The 19,287-nt window shown below is 70.9% G+C and carries 16 protein-coding genes and 1 pseudogene; 8 read left to right on the top strand and 9 right to left on the bottom strand.

The window, feature by feature from the left end:
* Positions 1–44 precede the first annotated feature (44 nt).
* Positions 45–2,066 carry a beta-galactosidase gene (locus tag ABZ656_RS27760; protein WP_101407461.1) on the bottom strand — a complete coding sequence of 674 codons (2,022 nt, stop codon included), beginning with the start codon at positions 2,064–2,066 and terminating at the stop codon, positions 45–47.
* A gap of 186 nt (positions 2,067–2,252) precedes the next feature.
* Here ABZ656_RS27760 and ABZ656_RS27755 point away from each other — a divergent pair, with 186 nt between their 5' ends.
* From ABZ656_RS27755 to ABZ656_RS27730, 6 genes are all read left to right on the top strand, one after another.
* Positions 2,253–3,572, top strand: a complete 1,320-nt coding sequence (locus ABZ656_RS27755) for an extracellular solute-binding protein (RefSeq protein WP_101407462.1) — start codon at positions 2,253–2,255, stop codon at positions 3,570–3,572.
* A complete protein-coding gene (locus tag ABZ656_RS27750; RefSeq protein WP_101407463.1) occupies positions 3,569–4,492 on the top strand; it encodes a sugar ABC transporter permease in 924 nt (307 codons plus the stop codon). The genes ABZ656_RS27755 and ABZ656_RS27750 overlap by 4 nt, the downstream gene beginning before the upstream one ends.
* Entirely contained in the window at positions 4,489–5,394 is a 906-nt protein-coding gene (locus tag ABZ656_RS27745) for a carbohydrate ABC transporter permease (protein ID WP_360271165.1), read from the top strand. The genes ABZ656_RS27750 and ABZ656_RS27745 overlap by 4 nt, the downstream gene beginning before the upstream one ends.
* Positions 5,391–6,422 carry a LacI family DNA-binding transcriptional regulator gene (locus ABZ656_RS27740; protein ID WP_101407465.1) on the top strand — a complete coding sequence of 344 codons (1,032 nt, stop codon included), beginning with the start codon at positions 5,391–5,393 and terminating at the stop codon, positions 6,420–6,422. Before ABZ656_RS27745 ends, ABZ656_RS27740 begins: the two co-directional genes overlap by 4 nt.
* A gap of 107 nt (positions 6,423–6,529) precedes the next feature.
* Positions 6,530–6,883: a VOC family protein gene (locus tag ABZ656_RS27735; RefSeq protein ID WP_360271162.1), complete on the top strand. Its 354-nt coding sequence runs from the start codon at positions 6,530–6,532 to the stop codon at positions 6,881–6,883.
* A 71-nt stretch (positions 6,884–6,954) separates the two neighbouring features.
* Positions 6,955–7,350 carry a MarR family transcriptional regulator gene (locus ABZ656_RS27730; RefSeq protein WP_101407467.1) on the top strand — a complete coding sequence of 132 codons (396 nt, stop codon included), beginning with the start codon at positions 6,955–6,957 and terminating at the stop codon, positions 7,348–7,350.
* Positions 7,351–7,353: 3 nt separating this feature from the next.
* Here the strand turns inward: ABZ656_RS27730 and pqqB are convergent, their stop codons facing one another.
* From pqqB to ABZ656_RS27710, 4 genes and pseudogenes are all read right to left on the bottom strand, one after another.
* Positions 7,354–8,241, bottom strand: a complete 888-nt coding sequence (pqqB, locus tag ABZ656_RS27725) for a pyrroloquinoline quinone biosynthesis protein PqqB (RefSeq protein ID WP_101408433.1) — start codon at positions 8,239–8,241, stop codon at positions 7,354–7,356.
* A 63-nt stretch (positions 8,242–8,304) separates the two neighbouring features.
* Complete coding sequence (locus ABZ656_RS27720) at positions 8,305–9,417, bottom strand: hypothetical protein (RefSeq protein ID WP_180362703.1); 1,113 nt, start codon at positions 9,415–9,417, stop codon at positions 8,305–8,307.
* 88 nt (positions 9,418–9,505) lie between these two features.
* Positions 9,506–9,928, bottom strand: a pseudogene (locus tag ABZ656_RS27715) (SseB family protein).
* A 160-nt stretch (positions 9,929–10,088) separates the two neighbouring features.
* The gene (locus tag ABZ656_RS27710) at positions 10,089–11,330 is read right to left on the bottom strand and encodes an acyl-CoA dehydrogenase family protein (RefSeq protein ID WP_101407469.1); all 1,242 of its coding nucleotides are present in this window, start codon (positions 11,328–11,330) and stop codon (positions 10,089–10,091) included.
* A 266-nt stretch (positions 11,331–11,596) separates the two neighbouring features.
* Between ABZ656_RS27710 and ABZ656_RS27705 the strand changes: the two genes are divergently transcribed.
* Positions 11,597–12,859, top strand: a complete 1,263-nt coding sequence (locus tag ABZ656_RS27705; protein WP_360271159.1) for an alpha-L-fucosidase — start codon at positions 11,597–11,599, stop codon at positions 12,857–12,859.
* Between the two features lie 13 nt (positions 12,860–12,872).
* Here the strand turns inward: ABZ656_RS27705 and ABZ656_RS27700 are convergent, their stop codons facing one another.
* Complete coding sequence (locus ABZ656_RS27700; RefSeq protein WP_101407471.1) at positions 12,873–14,870, bottom strand: glycosyltransferase family 39 protein; 1,998 nt, start codon at positions 14,868–14,870, stop codon at positions 12,873–12,875.
* A 165-nt stretch (positions 14,871–15,035) separates the two neighbouring features.
* Positions 15,036–15,233 carry a DUF2180 family protein gene (locus tag ABZ656_RS27695; protein ID WP_054228718.1) on the bottom strand — a complete coding sequence of 66 codons (198 nt, stop codon included), beginning with the start codon at positions 15,231–15,233 and terminating at the stop codon, positions 15,036–15,038.
* Positions 15,234–15,406: 173 nt separating this feature from the next.
* Here ABZ656_RS27695 and ABZ656_RS27690 point away from each other — a divergent pair, with 173 nt between their 5' ends.
* A complete protein-coding gene (locus ABZ656_RS27690; protein WP_101407473.1) occupies positions 15,407–16,690 on the top strand; it encodes a SpoIIE family protein phosphatase in 1,284 nt (427 codons plus the stop codon).
* Between the two features lie 27 nt (positions 16,691–16,717).
* Here ABZ656_RS27690 and ABZ656_RS27685 read toward each other — a convergent pair whose 3' ends face one another.
* The gene (locus tag ABZ656_RS27685; protein ID WP_101407474.1) at positions 16,718–17,191 is read right to left on the bottom strand and encodes an NUDIX domain-containing protein; all 474 of its coding nucleotides are present in this window, start codon (positions 17,189–17,191) and stop codon (positions 16,718–16,720) included.
* Between the two features lie 40 nt (positions 17,192–17,231).
* Positions 17,232–18,860, bottom strand: a complete 1,629-nt coding sequence (gene lnt, locus ABZ656_RS27680; RefSeq protein ID WP_101407475.1) for an apolipoprotein N-acyltransferase — start codon at positions 18,858–18,860, stop codon at positions 17,232–17,234.
* Positions 18,861–19,287 lie beyond the last annotated feature (427 nt).

The following is a 19,287-nucleotide window of genomic DNA, read 5'->3' as shown; positions in this document are numbered from 1 at the left end:
GTTCGGCTCGGCCGCCGGGTCCTGAGGCCCGGACGGCCGTCGGCTCAGCCGTCGAGTCGTACGACCCGGACGGCCCCCGCGGGCAGCGCGAGGCGGCCCGCGGCGCGTTCGCCCGTCAGCAGCTCGGTGCCGGCCGCGTCCAGGGGCACCTTGGCGTCCGACGAGGAGTGGTTGATCGCGAACAGGAAGGTGCCCGACTCACCGCTGCGGCGCACCACTTCGACATCGCGGGGCAGGTCGGCGCGCGGCGCGATCCGCGCGTCGTCGGACGCCCAGCCGATCAGGGCGTCCAGGCCCTGCGCGCCGAGGCGGGTGGAGACGTACCAGGCGGAGCCCGCGCCGAGGCGGTGGCGGGTGACCGCCGGGTGACCCGCGGTGAGTCCGTCGGCGTACGTCCACACGGGCTCGGCGCCGCGCGGCACCACGAACTCGGTCCAGACGTCGCCGGTGAGCTCGGAGCCGTCGGGGCCGGTGATCCGGACCCGGTCGTCCTTCAGGAGCGGTGAGAACTCCTCGACGGTCAGGCCGAGCACGTCCCGCAGCGCGCCGGGGTAGGCACCCTCGTGCACGGCGTCGTGCTCGTCGACGATGCCGGAGAAATACGAGACGACGAGGGTGCCGCCGTTCTCGACGTACTCCCTGAGGTTGTTCCCGGCGGCCTCGGTCATCAGGTAGAGGGCGGGGACGACGACAAGGGGATAGGCCGACAAGTCGGCTTCCGGGTGAGCGAAGTCCACCGTGAGGTGGCGGTCGTAGAGCGCCTCGTAGAACGCGTCGGCGCGCTCGCGCGGGTCGTGGTCCTCGCTGGGGCGCCAGTCGAGAGCCTGCGCCCACCAGGAATGCCAGTCCCACAGCACGGCCGCGTCGGCGACGGTGCGGCTGCCCTTGACCGAGGTCAGCGAGTCGATGGACGCGCCGAGTTCGACGACCTCGCGCCAGACCCGGGAGTCGGTGCCGGCGTGCGGCACCATCGCCGAGTGGAACTTCTCGGCGCCGCGCCGGGACTGCCGCCACTGGAAGAACATGGCACCCTCGGAGCCGCGCGCCACGTGCGCGAGGGAGTTGCGGGCCATCTGGCCCGGGGCCTTCGCGGGGTTGCGGGGCTGCCAGTTGACGCCGGACGTGGAGTGTTCGAGCAGCAGCCAGGGGGCGCCGCCCGCGACGGAGCGGGTGAGGTCGGCGGCCATCGCGAGGTTGACGTGGGTGCGGCGGCCGTCGGTGATCAGGTAGTGGTCGTTGGTGACGAGGTCGACCTCGCGGCCCCAGGCCCAGTAGTCGACGGAGTCGCACTGGCTGAGGGCGGTCATGAAGTTCGTGGTGACCGGGATGCCGGGGGCGAGGCGGTGCAGGATGTCCCGCTCGGCGACGAAGTTCTCGCGCATGGTCTCGTCGGCGAAGCGCTTGTAGTCGAGGGCCTGGGCCGGGTTGCCGACCGTGGGGGTCACGCGCGGCGGGTTGATCTGCTCGAAGTCCGCGTAGCGCTGGCCCCAGAAGGCGGTGCCCCAGGCCTCGTTGACCGTGTTCACGCTCCCGTACGTGCGGGCCAGCCAGCGCCGGAAGTGGGCGGCGCAGGACGCGCAGTAGCAGGCCGAGACGGGGACGCCGTACTCGTTGTGGACGTGCCACAGGGCGAGCGCGGGGTGGCCGGCGTACCGGGTGGCGAGTGCGGTGGTGATGCTCGCCGCGGCGGCGCGGTAGTCGCTGTTGCTGTGGCAGATGGCGCCGCGCGAGCCGAACTCGTAGCGGGTGCCGTCGGCGGCCACCGGCAGCGCCTCGGGGTGCTCGCGGTAGAACCAGGCGGGCGGCGCGACGGTCGGGGTGCCGAGGTCGGCGCGGATGCCGTTCTCGTGCAGCAGGTCGAGCAGTCGGTCCAGCCAGCCGAAGTCGTGAGTCCCCCGGGCGGGTTCGAGCAGCGCCCAGGAGAAGATCCCGACGCTCACCATCGTGACCCCCGCCTCGCGCATCAGCCGGACGTCCTCGCGCCAGACGCTTTCCGGCCACTGCTCGGGGTTGTAGTCCCCACCGAAGGCGAGCCTGGTGAGGCCCTTGGGTGTGGTCTCCGGCATGGATCTTCTCCCGTTTAATCGATCATTTGGGAACGTGCACACACTCGATCAGCGGCGCGATCCCAACATAACCGCACAGCAACAACCATTGACAAGTGTCCGGGATGTTTCTCTACTGTGAACGCTCACAGAAGCATGGCACGGTCGCCGCAGCAGGCGGGGACCCAGGTCAGGGGAGAAAGATCCATGCCAAACACGAAGCTGCGTCGCCTCGTGGCCACCTCCATCGCCGTCACGCTCGGCGGCACCGCACTCGCCGCCTGCGGCTCGTCGGACGACAAGAGCTCGTCCGAATCCGGTCCGGCGTCCCTGACGTACTGGTCCTGGACTCCGGGCATGGACAAGGTGGCCGACCTCTGGAACAAGGGGCCGGGCAAGCAGCAGAAGATCACGGTCACGGTGAAGAAGCAGGCGTCGGGCGACACGCTGGTCACCAAGATCCTCACCGCGCACAAGGCGAAGAAGGCCCCGGACCTGGTCCAGGCCGAGTACCAGGCGCTGCCGACCCTGGTCAGCAATGACGCGCTCGCCGACATAGCGGGCGAGTCGAAGGACGCGAAGACCAAGTTCGCCGACGGTGTCTGGCAGCAGACGACCCTGGGCTCGGACGCCGTGTACGCGATCCCGCAGGACATCGGCCCGATGATGTTCTACTACCGCCAGGACCTCTTCAAGAAGTACGGCCTGACGGTTCCCACGACCTGGGAGCAGTTCGCCGAGACCGCCCGCGCGCTGAAGAAGAAGGCCCCGGACAAGGACCTGACCACCTTCTCCGCCAACGACTCCGGCCTCTTCGCCGGTCTCGCCCAGCAGGCGGGCGCCAAGTGGTGGACCGCCTCGGGCGACAAGTGGAAGGTCGGCATCGACGACGCGGCCTCGCAGAAGGTCGCCGACTTCTGGGGCGGTCTCGTCAAGGAGGGCGCGATCGACAACCAGCCGATGTACACGCCGTCCTGGAACAAGGCGCTGGACACCGGCAAGCAGATCGCCTGGGTCAGCGCGGTCTGGGCGCCCGGCACCCTCACCACCGCGGCCCCCGACACCAAGGGCAAGTGGGCGATGGCCCCGCTGCCTCAGTGGGACAACAGCACGGACGTCACCGGCAGCTGGGGCGGCTCCTCGACGGCCGTCACCACGGACTCGCAGCACAAGGCGGCCGCCGCGAAGTTCGCCACCTGGCTGAACACGGACCCGCAGGCGGTGGCCGCGCTGGCGAAGGAGGGTGGCATCTACCCGGCCGCCACCACCGCGCAGACCAGTGACGCCTTCTCCGAGCCGCCGGCGTTCTTCTCCAACCAGCCGGACTTCTACACGAAGGCCGCGGAGATCGCCAAGACCACCGCGCCCTCCGCCTGGGGCCCGAACGTGAACGTCGCCTACACGACCTTCAAGGACGCGTTCGGCGCCGCCGCCAAGGACAAGTCGGACTTCACCGCCGCTCTGAAGAAGATGCAGGACGACACGGTCGCCGACCTCAAGAAGCAGGGCTTCGGGGTCGCTCAGTGACCACGGCACGTCGGAAGTCGTACGGGGTCAAGGGGGCCCCGTACGCTTTCCTCCTCCCCGCGACGATCCTCTTCTCCCTCTTCTTCGCGCTGCCCATCGGCTACGCGCTCTGGCTGAGCCTGCACAAGGTGCAGGTCAAGGGCCTGGGCCTGGGCTCGGGCGCCCGCAACGAAGTCTGGGCGGGGCTGGAGAACTACAAGGACGCCCTCTCCGACTCCGAGCTGCTGAGCGGCGCGGTGCGCGTGGTGGGCTACGGCGCCATCGTGATCCCGGTGATGCTCGGCCTCGCGCTGCTGTTCGCGCTGATGCTCGACACGGACAAGGTACGCCTGGCACCCTTCACCCGGCTCGCGATCTTCCTGCCGTACGCCATTCCCGGCGTCGTCGCCGCGCTGCTGTGGGGCTTCCTGTACCTCCCGGACGTCAGCCCCTTCTACTTCGTCCTCGACAAACTGGGGATGCCGCAGCCGAACCTGCTGGACGGCGGCCCGCTGTATCTCGCCCTGTCCAACATCGCGGTCTGGGGCGGCACCGGCTTCAACATGATCGTCATCTACACCTCGCTGCAGGCCATCCCGGCCGAGGTGTACGAGGCGGCGAAGCTGGACGGCGCCACGCCCCTGCAGATCGCGCTGAAGATCAAGATCCCGATGGTGGCGCCCTCACTGGTGCTCACCTTCTTCTTCTCGATCATCGCGACGCTCCAGGTGTTCAGCGAGCCGACCACCCTCAAACCCCTCACCAACTCCGTCTCCACGACCTGGAGTCCGCTCATGAAGGTGTACCAGGACGCCTTCGGCAGGGGCGACATCTACTCGGCCGCCGCGGAGGCGGCGATCATCGCCGTCGTCACCCTCGTCCTGTCCTTCGGCTTCCTGCGGGCCGCGAACTCCCGTAACAAGCAGGAGGAAGCACGATGAGTTCTCTTGCCGTACGCAAGGCGGCACCGGCCGCGGGTACCACCCCCGGCACCGCCCAGGGCCCGCCGCTGCGCCGCCGTATCGCCTTCGTACCCACCCTGACGCTGCTGCTCGGCGCGCTCTACTGTCTGCTGCCCGTCGCGTGGGTGCTGATCGCGGCCACCAAGTCGGGCCGTGAGCTGTTCTCGACCTTCACGTTCCTGCCGGGCTCCGGCTTCACGCAGAACGTCAAGGACCTCAACGCCTACCGCGACGGGATCTACTGGAAGTGGATGGGCAACTCCGCCCTCTACGCGGGCCTCGGCGCCCTCCTGTCGACGGCCGTCTCGGCGCTCAGCGGCTACGCGCTCGCGATCTACCGCTTCCGGGGCCGCGAGACCGTCTTCAGCGTCCTGATGGCGGGCGTGCTCATGCCCCCGGTGATCCTGGCGATCCCGCAGTACCTGCTGCTGGCCAAGGCGGACCTCACGGACTCCTACGCGTCCGTCCTGCTGCCCCTCGTCCTCTCCCCGTACGGCGTCTACCTCGCCCGGATCTACTCCTCCGCGGCCGTGCCCGGTGACGTGGTCGAGGCCGGACGGATGGACGGGGCCAGCGAGTGGCGGATCTTCACCCGGATCGCGCTGCCGATGATGGTGCCCGGACTGGTGACGGTGTTCCTCTTCCAGTTCGTCGCCGTGTGGAACAACTTCCTGCTGCCGTACATCATGCTCAGCGACGACGAGAAGTTCCCGATCACGCTGGGTCTGTTCACGCTGCTCGAACAGGGCGCCAACACCCCGGCGCTGTACACGCTCGTGATCACCGGCGCACTGCTCGCGATCATTCCGCTCATCGCCCTCTTCCTGGTCATCCAGCGATTCTGGAGCCTCGATCTGCTCTCGGGAGCCGTAAAGTCGTGACCATGACCAACGCGGGGGGCAGGCGCAGACCGCCGACGATCCATGACGTCGCGCGCGAGGCCGGCGTGTCCCGGGGCACGGTGTCGCGGGTGCTCAACGGCGGGCACTACGTGAGCCCGGCGGCACAGGAGGCGGTCAACGCCGCCATCCGCAGAACGGGCTACGTCGTGAACCGGCACGCCCGCTCGCTGATCACCGGCCGCTCCGACTCCATCGGCTTCCTGCTCACCGAACCGCAGGAGAGGTTCTTCGAGGACCCGAACTTCAACGTCCTGCTGCGTGGCTGCACCCAGGCGCTGGCCGGGCACGACATCCCCCTCCTGCTGATGCTCGCGGGCACCGAGGACGAACGGCGGCGCATTACGCGGTACATCACCGCGGGCCACGTCGACGGAGTGCTGCTGGTCTCCAGCCACTCGGGCGACCCGGTCGCCGAGCAGCTGCGTGAGGCGGGCGTGCCGCTGGTCGCCTGCGGCAAGCCCATCGGGCTCGGCTCCAAGGTGAGTTACGTCGCCGCGGACGACCGCGACGGCGCCCGGGACATGGTCAAGCACCTGGTCTCCCTGGGCCGTCGCCGCATCGGCATGGTCACGGGTCCGCTCGACACCCCGGGCGGTGTCGAGCGGCTCGCGGGCTACCGGGAGGTGCTCGCCGAGGCGGGCATCGAGGCCGACGACCGCCTCGTCGCCTCCGGCGACTACAGCCGGGCCAGCGGTGAGGCGGGCGCCGAGCGGCTCCTCGACCGTGCTCCGGACATGGACGCGGTGTTCGTCGCCTCCGACCTGATGGCCCAGGGCGTGCTGGCCGCGCTGCACAAGACCGGCCGCCGGGTCCCGGAGGACGTCGCCGTCGGCGGCTTCGACGACTCCCCCGCCGCCACCGCGGTCACCCCCGCCCTCACCACCATCCGCCAGCCCTGGGACCGCATCAGCAACGAGATGGTGCGGGTGCTGCTCGCGCAGATAGGGGGCGACGACCCGGCGGCGGTGATCCTGCCGACGGAACTGGTACGACGCGACTCGACCTGAGCCGCACCCCGACGTCGAGTGACTGGGACCGGTCAGGATTCGAGAAGCCTCCGGGCACTCCCCCGCCCTACCGTGAAAGCACCGGAACACACCACGGAGGAGTCACCATGACCGCAGGGCTGAAGACCATCATCTATCCCGTCAAGGACCTCGCGCGGGCGAAGGCCCTGTTCGGCGCGCTGCTCGGAACGGAGCCCTACGCGGACACCGCGTACTACGTCGGATTCAAGGACTCCGGACAGGACGTCGGCCTCGACCCCAACGGTCACGCCAAGGGCATGACCGGACCGGTCCCGTACTGGCACGTCGACGACATCCGGGCGACGCTGGCCGGCCTGCTGGAAGCCGGTGCCGAGACGCTCCAGGACGTCCAGGACGTGGGTGGCGGCAGGCTGATCGCCTCGGTCAAGGACACGGACGGGAACCTCGTCGGGCTCCTCCAGGACAGTTCCGGCGAGTAGCCCCGCCGGGTTGTTGCAACCGCACTAGTTGCACACTCAATAAAACCCCGGACCTCTGTTACCGTGCACATATGGCAGTGAACACGGCGAGCGAGGCCCCGCTCGAGGACCGGTGGCGGGACATCCTGTCGGTGCACGCGCGCACGATGTGCGAGATCGACCGCGCGCTGCACCCGCACGGTCTCGGGGCCAGCGACTTCGAGGTGCTGGACATCCTCGTCTCGAGCGAGCTCGCGCACGAGGGCGAGCACTGCCGGGTGCAGAACATCGCCGACCGTGTCCATCTGAGCCAGAGCGCCCTGTCCCGCCTGATCGGGCGGCTGGAGAAGGACGGCCTGGTGGAACGCACCGTCTGCCTGGAGGACCGGCGCGGCGTGTGGGTCGCGCTCACCCGCAAGGGACGCGACCTGCACACCGAGGTACGCCCCCTGCAACGCGCCGTGCTGACGCGCATGCTGAACGCCTAGCCTCTACACCACGAGCTCCGCCCCGTCCGGCAGCACTTCGACCCCCGCCTCGCTCACCCGCGCACGGGCGTCCGAGTCCGGGTCGAGCAGCGGGTTCGTGTTGTTGAGGTGGGTGTAGATCCGCCGGGGGCCGGGATGGTGGGCGAGGGCCGCGAGGCTGCCGCGCGCGCCCGCCACCGGAAGGTGCCCCATCGCGGCCTGCCGCCCGCCCCGCGAGCGCACGGCCGTGCCCATCTCGTCGGCCGCGTAGAACGTGCCGTCGAGCAGTGCGCAGTCCGCCGAGGCGAGCAGGTCGTCCAGCCCCGGGGTCCAGGCGCCCAGACAGGGCGCGTACAGAAGCACTCCGCCGCCCGCCAGGTCCTCGATCCGGTACGCGGTCACCCAGCGGTCGTCCGGGGCGGGGCCGGCGACGTACTTCGGGGCCTTGCGACCGACAGGGTGCGCGGTGACGACCAGACCGCCGGACAGCACGAACCCGCCCTCGGTCAGGCTGTCCGCCCACTCCCAGGGGGCGTAGCGGTCGAGCAGGTCACGCAGTGGGGCCAGGGTGGCGAGGACGGGCCGTGCGGCGTAGACCTTGAGTCCGGCGCCGCCGCGCAGCACGGTCAGCCCGGCGACATGGTCGGCCTCCGCGTCGGTCAGGAGCACGCCCCGTACGGGTGTGTCCCGGGGCCCCGGTCCGGGTGCGAGCGCGGGCGTGGTGGTCAGCTGCGTACGGATGTCGGGCGAGGCGTTGAGCAGCCACCAGTCACGGGAGTTGCCGCTCAGGGCGACGGACTCCTGGGTCCGCGCGGGCAGTCTTCCGTCGCGGGCGGCCGCGCAGAGCGCGCACGCGCAGTTCCACTGTGGGAAGCCGCCACCGGCGGCCGTACCCAGCAGGACGACTTTCAAGGGGACCCCCATCCCTCCGCACCGAACCGTACCCGGGGGATCTTCCCCACTCGGCGGCCAGAACTACGCGGCAGCCGGGGGCAGTTCGGGACGATCTTCGCCTGGGCGCCGGTCCGCGGGGCGCGCGGGCGGGATCGGTGTCGAGGGGAAGTCCCGCGTCCCGGTCCACAGCGCCGGGACCGCGTCGCCGCGGCGGCACAACTCGTGGGCGATCGTCTCGTAGTTGACCCGCCAGCCGCGGAAGTGCGGCCACGCCTGTCCGGACGTCCGCTCGGCGGGGAAACCGGCCGCCTCCACCATCGCGACGGCGGCGTCGAACTCCAGGTAGGTGAGCTGGATCGAGGTGTCGGGTGCGGGGTCGGTGTCGTAAGGGAAACGCAGGGAGCGGGCGATGTCGCGCAGTGCGGTGAATCCCGCGCGCAGCATCAGGCGGGCCTCGGGCGGAGCGCTGCTCGGGGTGAGGGCGAGCTGCATGGCGGCCGCGTCCATGACGGCGACGAGGGCGACGATCCAGCTGCGATAGGGCCGCGGTGAGCGGAACGCGAGCAGGACGGGGTACGTGGAGTGGCTCTCGCCGATGTCGGAGGCGAGCCGTTCCCAGGAGCGGTACAGCTCGGGCAGCGCGGTCTCGGTGTCGACCAGCCACTGCCGGGCGAGGATCTCCGGTCCCCAGGCGGGTTCGCCCGCGCGCGACTGGAGCAGGGTCACCTCCAGCTCGCGACGGCTGTAGGCGGCGTACAGCGTGGGCAGGTAGGCGATCTGGAGGGCGATCACGACCGGCCCGGTGGCGGCCGCGACGAAGTCCACCACGGACAGGTGCAGTCGGTCGCCGCTGGCGAAACCGAGGGTGAACAGGCTGGAACCCGCCTCCCGGACCGACTGGGTCCAGGTCAGCGAGGAGATGGCGTGCAGCAGCAGTCCGAAGCCGATCAGCACGCCGCCGAGCCAGCTCACGAGCATGCCCATCAGCATGAGCGGGGCGAGCCAGGTCTGCGCGCGGTCGATGGCACTGTAGCCGCCGCCGGGGGCGGCGAGGCGCAGCAGGAAGCGCAGGGTGCGCCACCAGCGGATCACCATCGAGGAGTACAGCCCGCGGGGCACGACGAGGGTGCGCAGGATGCTGGCGAACACCAGCACCAGGAGCAGGCCGCCGGCCACGCCCGAGATCCATTTCATGCGGTCATTCTCACGCCCGGCACGGACGTCTTCAGCGCAACGGATCTCGTACAGCGCGAACGGGGCCCGCGACCCGCACGTCGAACGGTCAGGTCCGCGGCCGGACCAACAGGGTACGAACGCCCTCGGAGGTGAGGGTCAGGCCGTTCGGCGACCTCGGGTCGATGGTGAGCGACAGATCACCGGTCGGCCATTAGGAGGCGAGCGCGCCCAGCGGAACCAGGCGGTAGCGGGAGACGAACGGCAGCAGTTCGGCCATCGCCGGCTCCGAGGTGAACACCGGCACCACCTGCTCCCCGCCCGGCTGCTCCAGCACGGGCAGCGCCACGGCGGCGGGATCGCGCATGTCTTCCTCGCTCGCGTCGTCCGGCACGGGGACCAGTACCTCGCTGCCGGCCAGGGTGTCCAGCGCCAGCGGGTTCTCGGTGTTCTCCGCGAGTGCGCTCAGTGCCTCCTGGGCCGGTGTCGTGGCCGTCGGCAGGTAGTGGTGGTTGTTCGAGGGTGTATCCATTGGCAGATCCCAGGTAGTGACGGACAGGCCACCCAGGGCGGGACTCGCCCCGGGCGCGGCTCCTGTCGCGCGTACCCACTCGCCGCCGGAGCATTCCCCGCAGCCGCCCGCCGGCGCTCAAGAGATCAGGAGACGCAGGAGATCAGCCGGATCAGCGGGATCAGGAGATCAGCGGGATGTCGTCCGACGGCAGGCCCAGGCGGTCGCGGCCGACGCGGCGGGCCAGCGGTTCGGCCATCGTGGGGCCGAGGTGCGACCAGATCGTGGCGGCGTCCCGGAAGTAGCGCTGCATCCGCGCGCCGTCGCGGGCGTGCCGGGAGCCCGCCGTGCGGAAGAGGATGCCCTGGAGCGCGTCCCAGGCCAGGCGTCCGGCGGTGACGAAGACGAGCGCGAGCCGGTTGTCGACGGCGGTGGTGAAGGGGGCGCGACCCGACACGTTGTCGCAGCAGGCCTCCATCCAGTCGTCGGCGGTGGCTCGCAGCGCCGCGTCCGCCGTGCGGATCGCGGCCAGCGCCTCCCCCAGGTGGCGCTGGTAGTCGTGGAGGTCGGCGCGGGTGCGGCCGGGGTCCAGGACCAGCGGCCGTTCGGCGACGATCCGGGCGTACTCGTCGGCGGCCGCGTACGCGGTACCGATCATGAGGGCGGCCAGCTCGCCGTGGAAGAAGCTCGCCGCGCGCCCCGCGTACATGGGATGGCCGTGCAGCTTCGAGCCGAGGGAGCCGCCCTCGACGGGCAGGTCGAGCAGGCTCGCCTCCCGGGTGAAGTGCGCGGGGATGCGCGCCTCGTCGAAACGGATGCTGTGGGAACCGCTGCCGCGAAGACCGAGGACGCCCTGCCAGTCGTCGAGCAGGGTCCAGGCGGAGCGCGGCGCCACGAACAGTACGAGCGGCCCCGGCGGGTCCTCCGGCTCGTCGGGGGCGCGCAGGGTCTGACCGACATAGTGGGTGGAGTACGGGGAGCCGGAGGAGTACGACCAGGTGCCGTCGAGGACCACGTGACCGTCACCGTCGGGCCGCGCCACCCCGACGGGGGTCGCGGTGGAGGCGGCCCGGAAGTCGCCCTCGTCACCGAAGAGTTCGTCCTGTGTCTTCTCCTCGAAGACCGAGGCGACCTGGAGGACATGGGCGGCGGTGAGAGACAGGGCCCAGCCGGTGGAGGGGCAGCCGCGCGCGACCTCGGTCACGACGCGGTAGAAGGTCGGCAGGCCGAAGGCGTACCCCCCGTACCTGCGCGGTTGCAGCATTCGGTAGAAACCGGCACGCAGGAAGTCCTCGTGGGTGTCCTTGGGGTAGATCGTCAGCCGCTCGGTCTCCGGCTGCCGTTCGAGCAGCGCGGGCCGCATCGCCACGGCCCGCTCGATCACTTCGCGTTCGGTGAGTTCCGGTTCGGGAACGGCGATCACGGGGCCTCCTGACGGGCGGGACTGTCCGTACGTGTGGCAATACCAGTGATTGAACACGCAGATCCGCCACGGTGTACCACCGGATAACGCCAAGTACGCCGATCCGCCCGCCGATTGAAGCGCTTGCCTGCCCGCCCGGGGGCGCGAAGGGAGCGCCCTTCTCGCCCGTCGGCCAGTGCTTCAAGGCGAAGACCAGGGTGAAAACGAACCAGTGATGGTGACCCGAGCCCACGCGCCCCGCGAGCTCCGCCGCCTACCGTGGGCGCATGCCGATGCAACCCTGGTTTCCCGACGCCAAGCTGGGCGTCTTCATCCACTACGGCGTCTACGCCGTGGGCGGAGCGGCCGAGTCCTGGTCGTTCTACACGGGCGAGATGACCCACGAGCAGTACATGAAACAGCTCGAAGGCTTCACCGCGTCGAAGTACGATCCGAACGCCTGGGCCGAGCTGTTCGCCCGCATCGGCGCCCGGTACGCGGTCCTCACCACCAAACACCACGACGGCGTCGCCCTCTGGGACACCGACCACCGCAGTCTCGACGTCGTCCGGGACACCCCGGCCGGCCGGGATCTGGTCACGGGTTTCGTCGACGCGCTGCGCGAACGGGGGCTGAAGGTCGGGCTCTACTACTCGCACTCCGACTGGAACCACCCCGACTACCCCAGCATCCGGCACGTGAGGCCGGGCGAACCGCCGAGCCTCTACTCGCACGCCGAGCCCGGCAAGGAGGACCCGGCCGCCTGGGAGCGCTACCTCGCCTACCGCGACGGCCAGGTCGGCGAGCTGATGGACCGCTTCCGCCCCGACCTGCTCTGGTTCGACGGCGAGTGGGAGCGCACAGAGGAACAGTGGCGGATGGACGAGCTCGCCGAGCTGATCCTCGCGGGCAACCCCGACGCCGTCCTCAACGCGCGGATGCTCAGCCACGGCGACTACGCCACTCCTGAGCAGGGCACCCCGCTCCAGGCCCCGGAGGGCCCGTGGGAGCTGTGCCTGACGATCAACGACTCGTGGAGCTACCGGCCGCAGGACCGCGACTTCAAATCGGTGCGCCAGCTGGTGCGCTACTTCACGGAGACGATCGGCATGGGCGGCAATCTGCTGCTCGGAGCCGGGCCCCGCGAGGACGGGACCATCCCCGAGGAGCAGATCGAGCGCCTGGAGGGGCTCGGCGCCTGGATCGGACGGCACACGGACGCGGTGTACGGGACGGTCGCCGGGCTGCCCGCCGGGCACCACTACGGTCCCAGTACCCTCTCCGCCGACCGGCGCACGCTGTACCTGATCTGCTTCGACGCACCCCGTGACAACGTCTCGCTGCGCGGCCTGCGCAACGAGGTCAAGCGCGTCACGGTCCTGGGCACCGGCACCGAACTGGGCCACCACGTCACCGGCGGCCTCGACACCGTCCCGGGCGTGACCTGGATCGACGCGCCCGCCGCGGCCGACCTCGACGAGTACGCCACCGTCCTCGCCGTCGAACTGGAGGGCGAGCTGGACCTCTACCGGGGCACCGGCCGCGACTGACGACGGGAACGTGTCAAGGGAGTACGGCAGCAGAACCGGGCGAGCAACGGTAGAGGCGTGACATCGGGAGCGGTACGCGTGCGCAATGGGCGCGCACCCAGCGGGCGTTGGTCCGGCCGGGGACGGTCACCGCGCCGCCGAGGACGACGTAGTGCAGACGGCCGGTGGCGACGAGGTGACGGAACTGGGCTCCGGTGGGCGTGGGCGCGGCCCCGGTGAATCCGCCCATGGGAAGCACCTTGGCGCCCGCGTAGAGGATGTACGCGGCGGCGGACCGCCAACTGGTCGTCGCGAAGAGGTAGGTGGCTCCGTCCTGGTGGGCCCGGGTGTAGGCCAGCAGCCGCTGCTGGTCCTCGTCGAGTCCGTCGGTGGACTCGGGGGCTATATCACCCGCGTTCCGGGCGGCGGGCGGTGCGGAGAAGGTCCGCTGCCGCGCGTTGTGGTGGTGCCACGTGGACACCGGCCCGGCGGAGCCCATGCCGGAGTGCCCGTACGCGGGGTCCAGGACCGAGGAGGCCCAGGCCGCGGAGGGCCCCAGCATGGCCGCGACGGCCAGGCCGAGGCCCAGCACGGCGATGCGCCGTCTCGCCCCTTCGGCGCCATCGGTACGGGACAGTGCCAGCAGCGCCAGCGCGCCCGCCGCGAGGATGATCGCGGCCGGGGCCAGCCACGGCAGGAACGTCGGGTACTGTCCCGCGACCACCGCCGACCAGGCCACCGTGGTCACCACGGCGACGGGCAGCGCCCACGTCCGCGCCCCGCTCCCCTTGCGCCAGGCACGCCAGAACTGCACCGTCCCGGCGCCGAAGAGCGCCGCCAGCGGTACGGCCACGACACCCATGTAGTACGTATGGCCGCCGACCGCTCCGGCGCTGAACACCAGGAAGTACGTGGCCAGCCAGACCGCCCAGAGCAGGAAGCCCGCCCGCAGCGGGTCCGTACGCGGCCTGCCGCGCAGCCACACCAGACCGCACACCGCGGCGAGCGCGGCCGCCGGGTACAGCCAGCCGACCTGCGAGGCCAGCGACGGTCCGACCATCTTGGCCCACTGCGTGGCGGCGTGTCCGTGTCCGGGCTCCGTTGGGGCGGTGCCCGCCATGGTCTGCGCCGCCACGCTTCCGGTGTCCTTGGCGTCGATGCCGAGGCTGGAGAAGCGGGTGAGGAAGTTGTATCCGACGACCTGGCTGACGGCCGAGTTGTTCGTCGTCCCGTCCACGTACGGACGGTCCTTGGCCGGGGTCAGCGTCACCAGCAGCACCCACGAGGCCGAGACCGCCACGCAGACCGCGCCGGCAGCGGCCAGGTGCACCAGGCGGCGGCGCAGCACCGCCGGTGCCGAGACCACGTACAGCAGGCCGAGCGCCGGGAGTACCGCCCAGGCCTCCAGCATCTTGGCCTGGAAGCCCAGGCCGACCCATATCCCGGCCGCGAGCAGCGGGCGCAGCCGGGCCTCGCGGGCCGCGCGCAGCGTGGCGTCGGCGGCCAGCAGGACGAGCAGGGTGAACGCGGGGTCCTCGGCCTGCGTGCGGAAGAGCCCCGCGACCGCCGGAGTGAGCGCGAACGCGCCCGCCGCGAGCAGGCCCGCGCTCTCCCCGGCCCAGCGACGCACCGCGCGGTACAGGACGGCGACGCTGAGCACGCCCTCGATGGCCTGGGGCAGGGTGAGCGCCCACGGATGGAATCCGAAGATCCGCGCGGACAGCGCCTGGGGCCACAGGAAGCCGGGCAGTTTGTCGATCGTGATCGAGTTGCCGGGGTCGAAGGAGCCGAACAGGAAGCCCTTCCAGCTCTCGGACATGCTGCGTGCTGTCTGCGCGTAGAACGCGTGGTAGCCACTGTGCTGGATGTCCCAGGTGAACAGCAGGGCTGCCACCGTGAGGATCGCGAGCAGCGCGGGTCTGGCATGGGCCGGTCCCCCCACCGGGCTGCGGCCGGACGTCCCGGGACGCGCTAGCAGCCGCCCGCCCGTCCGCTGGGCCGACGCGAGGATCGCTGCGGTGGTGCTGACCATGGACGTACCTTCCCGGTGTGCTCGCCGTTCGCTCAGAAAGAGGGCGGAACGGTCCACCGGGATGCCTGGGGGCGGTGGCTGTTCAGGTGACGTTCAGGTGACGTTCAGGTCGTGGGACGGACGCCGCGGCTCACACCATGGGTCGCGGCCGGTGCGCTGCCGGACTCAGCTCGTCTCCGCCGCGCGGCAGGAGCCGCAGGTGATGTGGCGGGCCGGCTTCTCGTGGGTGGCCCGGCCGGTTCCGGTGATGTCCTGGGTCGGCGGGTGGCTTTCGTGCACATGCGTGCGGCAGAGCGCCGCGCCGCAGCGGATGCACACGGCGACCGCGGGACCGGGGGTGCCGAGGCAGTCGTAACAGTTCATGTCCTCACCTCGTTCTTTGGTGAGCACGGCCCTGTTGGGGGCTGCGACCTTTCCTCCATCATCCTTCCGAACATCGCACTCTGCCAGAAGGCCCGGCCACGAGCCGTGCGCTCGGTCGGGAGGGAAACGGTCACCGTGTCGCATCGGACGAGGGGGCGGAGTAGACATGGGACATGAGTGACAGTGATGCGCCGGCCGGAAGACGCGGCAGGGGCATCGACATCGACTACGCGGAGGTCTTCCAGGCCCTGCCCAGTCCCGTGCTGCTGCTCACGCCGGACATGGTGTCGGTCGACGCCAATCGGGCCTATGTGAGGGTCTCCGGACGGAGCCTCGCGGAACTGCTCGGCCGGTGCGTCTTCGATGTGTTCCCCGACAACCCCTCCGACCCCCGGGCCAGTGGTCCCCAGGCGGTGCGCGCCTCGCTGGAGCGGGTGCTGGCCACCGGCGGGCCGGACACCATGGCCCTGCAGAAGTACTCCGTGGAGGTGCCCGACCGGCCCGGCGTGTTCGAGGAGCGTTACTGGAGCCCCGTCAACATCCCTCTCCTCGACGCCGAGGGCCGGGTGTCACTCATCGTCCACCGCGTCGAGGAGGTCACCGCGCTGATACGCGCACGGCGGGCGCTCGGCGCCGCACCGGAACTGCCCCTCACCGCCGAGGACGCGATGACCGCCGATCTGCTGAACCGCTCCCTGGAACTGCAGGAACTCAATGAGGAGTTGCGCAAGGCCCACGCCCGCGCGCATGAGGTCGCCGTCACCCTGCAGCGCGCGATGCTGCCGAGTACGGCACTGCCGGACCGACCCGGGGTGGCCGTGCGCTACCGGCCCGCGACCAGCTTCCTCAACGTATGCGGCGACTGGTACGACCTGATCGACCTCGACGCGCGACGGCTGGCCGTGGCGGTCGGTGACGTGGTGGGGCACGGCCTGGAGGCAGCCGGGACCATGGGGCAGCTGCGCAGCGCCCTGAGCGCGGCGATCCGCGCCACCGGGCGGCCCGCCACCGCCCTCACCACCCTCGCGGCGCACGCCCACACCGTCGACGGCGCGCTCGCGACGACCGCCGTGCAGACCGTCATCGACCGCACCGCCCTGACCGTCACCTACAGTCGCGCCGGCCACCCGCCGCCTCTGCTGGCCCATGGCGACGGCGCCGTCGAGGTGCTGGACTCGGCCACCGACCCGCCCCTGGGAGCGGGCGACGACTCCCTTCCTCGCTGCGAGGCGACGGTGGGCTACGGTCCCGGCAGCACCCTCGTCCTCTACACCGACGGTCTGATCGAGCGCCGGGGCGAGGACATCTACGCCGGTCTGGACCGCCTCGCCCACAGCGTCGAACACCATCATCTGCTCGGCCCCGAGCCTCTCGCCGACGCCGTGCTCGCCGATCTCGTCCCCGCACCTCAGCGCGGCCCCGACGACGACACCGCGCTCGTCGTCATCCGCCTGTGAGCCGTCCGGTCCCCGGTGCGTCCGTGCTCAGGCCGTGGGGTCGAACCACGTGGGCGCGTCCGACAGGGCCTGCTTGATCCGGAACATCCCGAACTCGTTCAGCTCGGGCAGGGCGTCGACCGCGAACCAGCCGACGTCCAGCGACTCGTCGTCGTTGACCCTCGCCTCGCCGCCGACGGCCCGGCACCGGAACGTGGTGTCCATGTACTGGCAGGTGTCGCCGTTCTCGTAGGTGACCCGCTCCAGGGCCTGGACCAGCACCACGCGCTCGACGACGCAGTGCACGTTGGTCTCCTCGAAGACCTCCCGCACGGCGCAGGCCGCGGGCTGCTCGCCCGGGTCCGGAATGCCGCCGATGATCGACCACTTCCGGGTGTCGGTGCGCCGGCCCAGGAGCACTCTGCCCTCGTCGTCGAAGACGACGGCGCTGACTCCGGGAAGCCAGAGCAGCTGGTGGCCGGCCGAGGCCCGGATGGTGCGGATGAAGTCAGGGGTAGCCATGGACCGACCCTAACGGCCGGATTCCGCCACCCGGCCGGGGTCAGGCAAGATCGCCCGGAACGGCGCCGTTCCGGCGCCCGCGGACCATCGTCGTACCCGCCCAGCCGAGACCGCCCACCGCGACCGCCACCAGCAGCATCTCCGGCAGGATGCCGAGCCGCGTGGCGGGGGTCTCGGAGGAGCGCAGCGGCACCTTCTGGACCAGCGAGTCCGCCACGAACATCCCGGTCCGCTGGGTGATCCTCCCGTCCGGCATGATCACGGCGCTGACGCCGCTGGTCACCGGCACCGTGACGGTCCGGCTGTGCTCGACGGCGCGCACGCGGGACATGGCGAGCTGCTGGTAGGTCATCTCACTGCGGTCGAAGGTCGCGTTGTTGCTCGGCACCGAGATCAGCTGCGCGCCGTCGGTCACGGTGCTGCGCACGGCCCAGTCGAAGGCGGCCTCGTAGCACGTGACGAGTCCGACCCTGGAGCCGTCCATGGTGAACACGCCCGGCTTGTGGCCCCGGCTGAAGTCCTGACGGACCATCGAGGTCCAGTTCTTGTTGATCGCGCCGAGCAGGGAACGCAGCGGAAGGTACTCGCCGAAGGGCTGGACCTGTCGCTTGTCGTACGTGTCGAGGGGGCCCTTGACCGGGTCCCACAGGATCTGCTCGTTGTAGAGCTTGCCGTCACGCTCGACGACGCCGCCGACCGAAATGGGCGCGCCGATGGCCTTGGCGGCGTCGTCGATCACGAGGCGGGCGTCGGCGCTGGTGAAGGGGTCGACGTCGGAGGAGTTCTCCGGCCACAGCACGAAGTCGGGCCGGGCGACCTTGCCCGCCTTGACCTCGGCGGCCAGCCGCTCGGTCTCCCGTGCGTGGTAGTCGAGCACGGCGCGCCGCTGGGAGTTGAAGTCGAGCCCCGCACGCGGCACATTGCCCTGGATGACGGCGACGGTCGCCGTGCCGTTCTCGGCCTTGTCGCTCACCAGCGACCGCGCGGCGAGCGCCCCGCCCACGGGGACGGCCACGCTGAGCAGCGCCGCCGCGGCGGCCCCTCGGCGTACGGCACCGGTGCGCCGGCCCTCGACGACCTGGCGTACGACCTCGTACAGCCCGAAGCCGCAGAGCACGACCGCGAAGCCGAGCACCGGAGTGCCGCCCACCGCGGCCAGCGGAAGGAAGAGGCCGTCCGCCTGGCCGAAGGCGATCTTGCCCCAGGGGAAGCCGCCGAACGGCGCACGCGCGCGTGCCGCCTCGCCCGCGATCCAGACCGCCGCCGCCCACAGCGGCCAGCCGGGCAGCCGGGAGACGAGGGTGATGCCCGCGCCGACGAGCGCCACATACACCGCTTCTACGGCCACGAGTGCCAGCCACGGGCCTGGGCCGACCTCGACACCGGTCCACACGAGCAGCGGCAGCAGGAAGCCGAGGCCGAACAGATAGCCGAGCCCGAGGCCCGCCTTCCAGGAGCGACCGCGCAGGAGCCAACCGAGGACCGCGAAGGCCGGCAGGGCCAGCCACGAGACGGTGCGCGGCGGGAAACTGACGTAGAGCAGCACTCCGGAGAGCGCCGCGGCGGCGGCCGGAGCGTATCGCCGAGCCAGTCTGGCCCCGCGCGATGCGGGCGCGGCCTGGGGTTCGAGCTGATCCGGCTCGTCTACGGAAGTTGCGGTGACGGTCACTCGGGGAGTGTACGGCGCGTGACCTGGCCGCCGACAGCACGGTCCGCACCATGAATCTCCCGGCGCTCGGGAGTGGTCCGTCCGCTCCACAGACCGCCGCATGCCCGCCTGATGCACCGTTCCTGCGCAACTCATCCACAAACCGGCGCAACAGCCGTTACGGTGTGCCCGAGCCTCTGACGTGCGGCCGGATCCGGCCGTGGCGGTCGGGGTCCGGCACAGGTCGGGGGGCGACGGGGTGGGGTCCACGGGGATGAGGTCCGCGGCCGGTTCGGCGGCCGAAGGCGAGAGACGAAACGTTTCGGACGCCACGGGAGTGATCGTGCTCGGGGCACAACGCCCGCAACGCAGACCGCCCACTCGCCCTGCTCGGGCTCAAGTGATTACGAAACGGACGCCCGCCGACTACGCCGAAGCCCTGGGACCG

It is taken from the genome of Streptomyces sp. NPDC007095, from assembly GCF_040634475.1.
In the GTDB taxonomy this organism is placed as follows: Bacteria; Actinomycetota; Actinomycetes; order Streptomycetales; family Streptomycetaceae; genus Streptomyces.
This window is presented reverse-complemented; position numbering and strand designations above follow the sequence as displayed.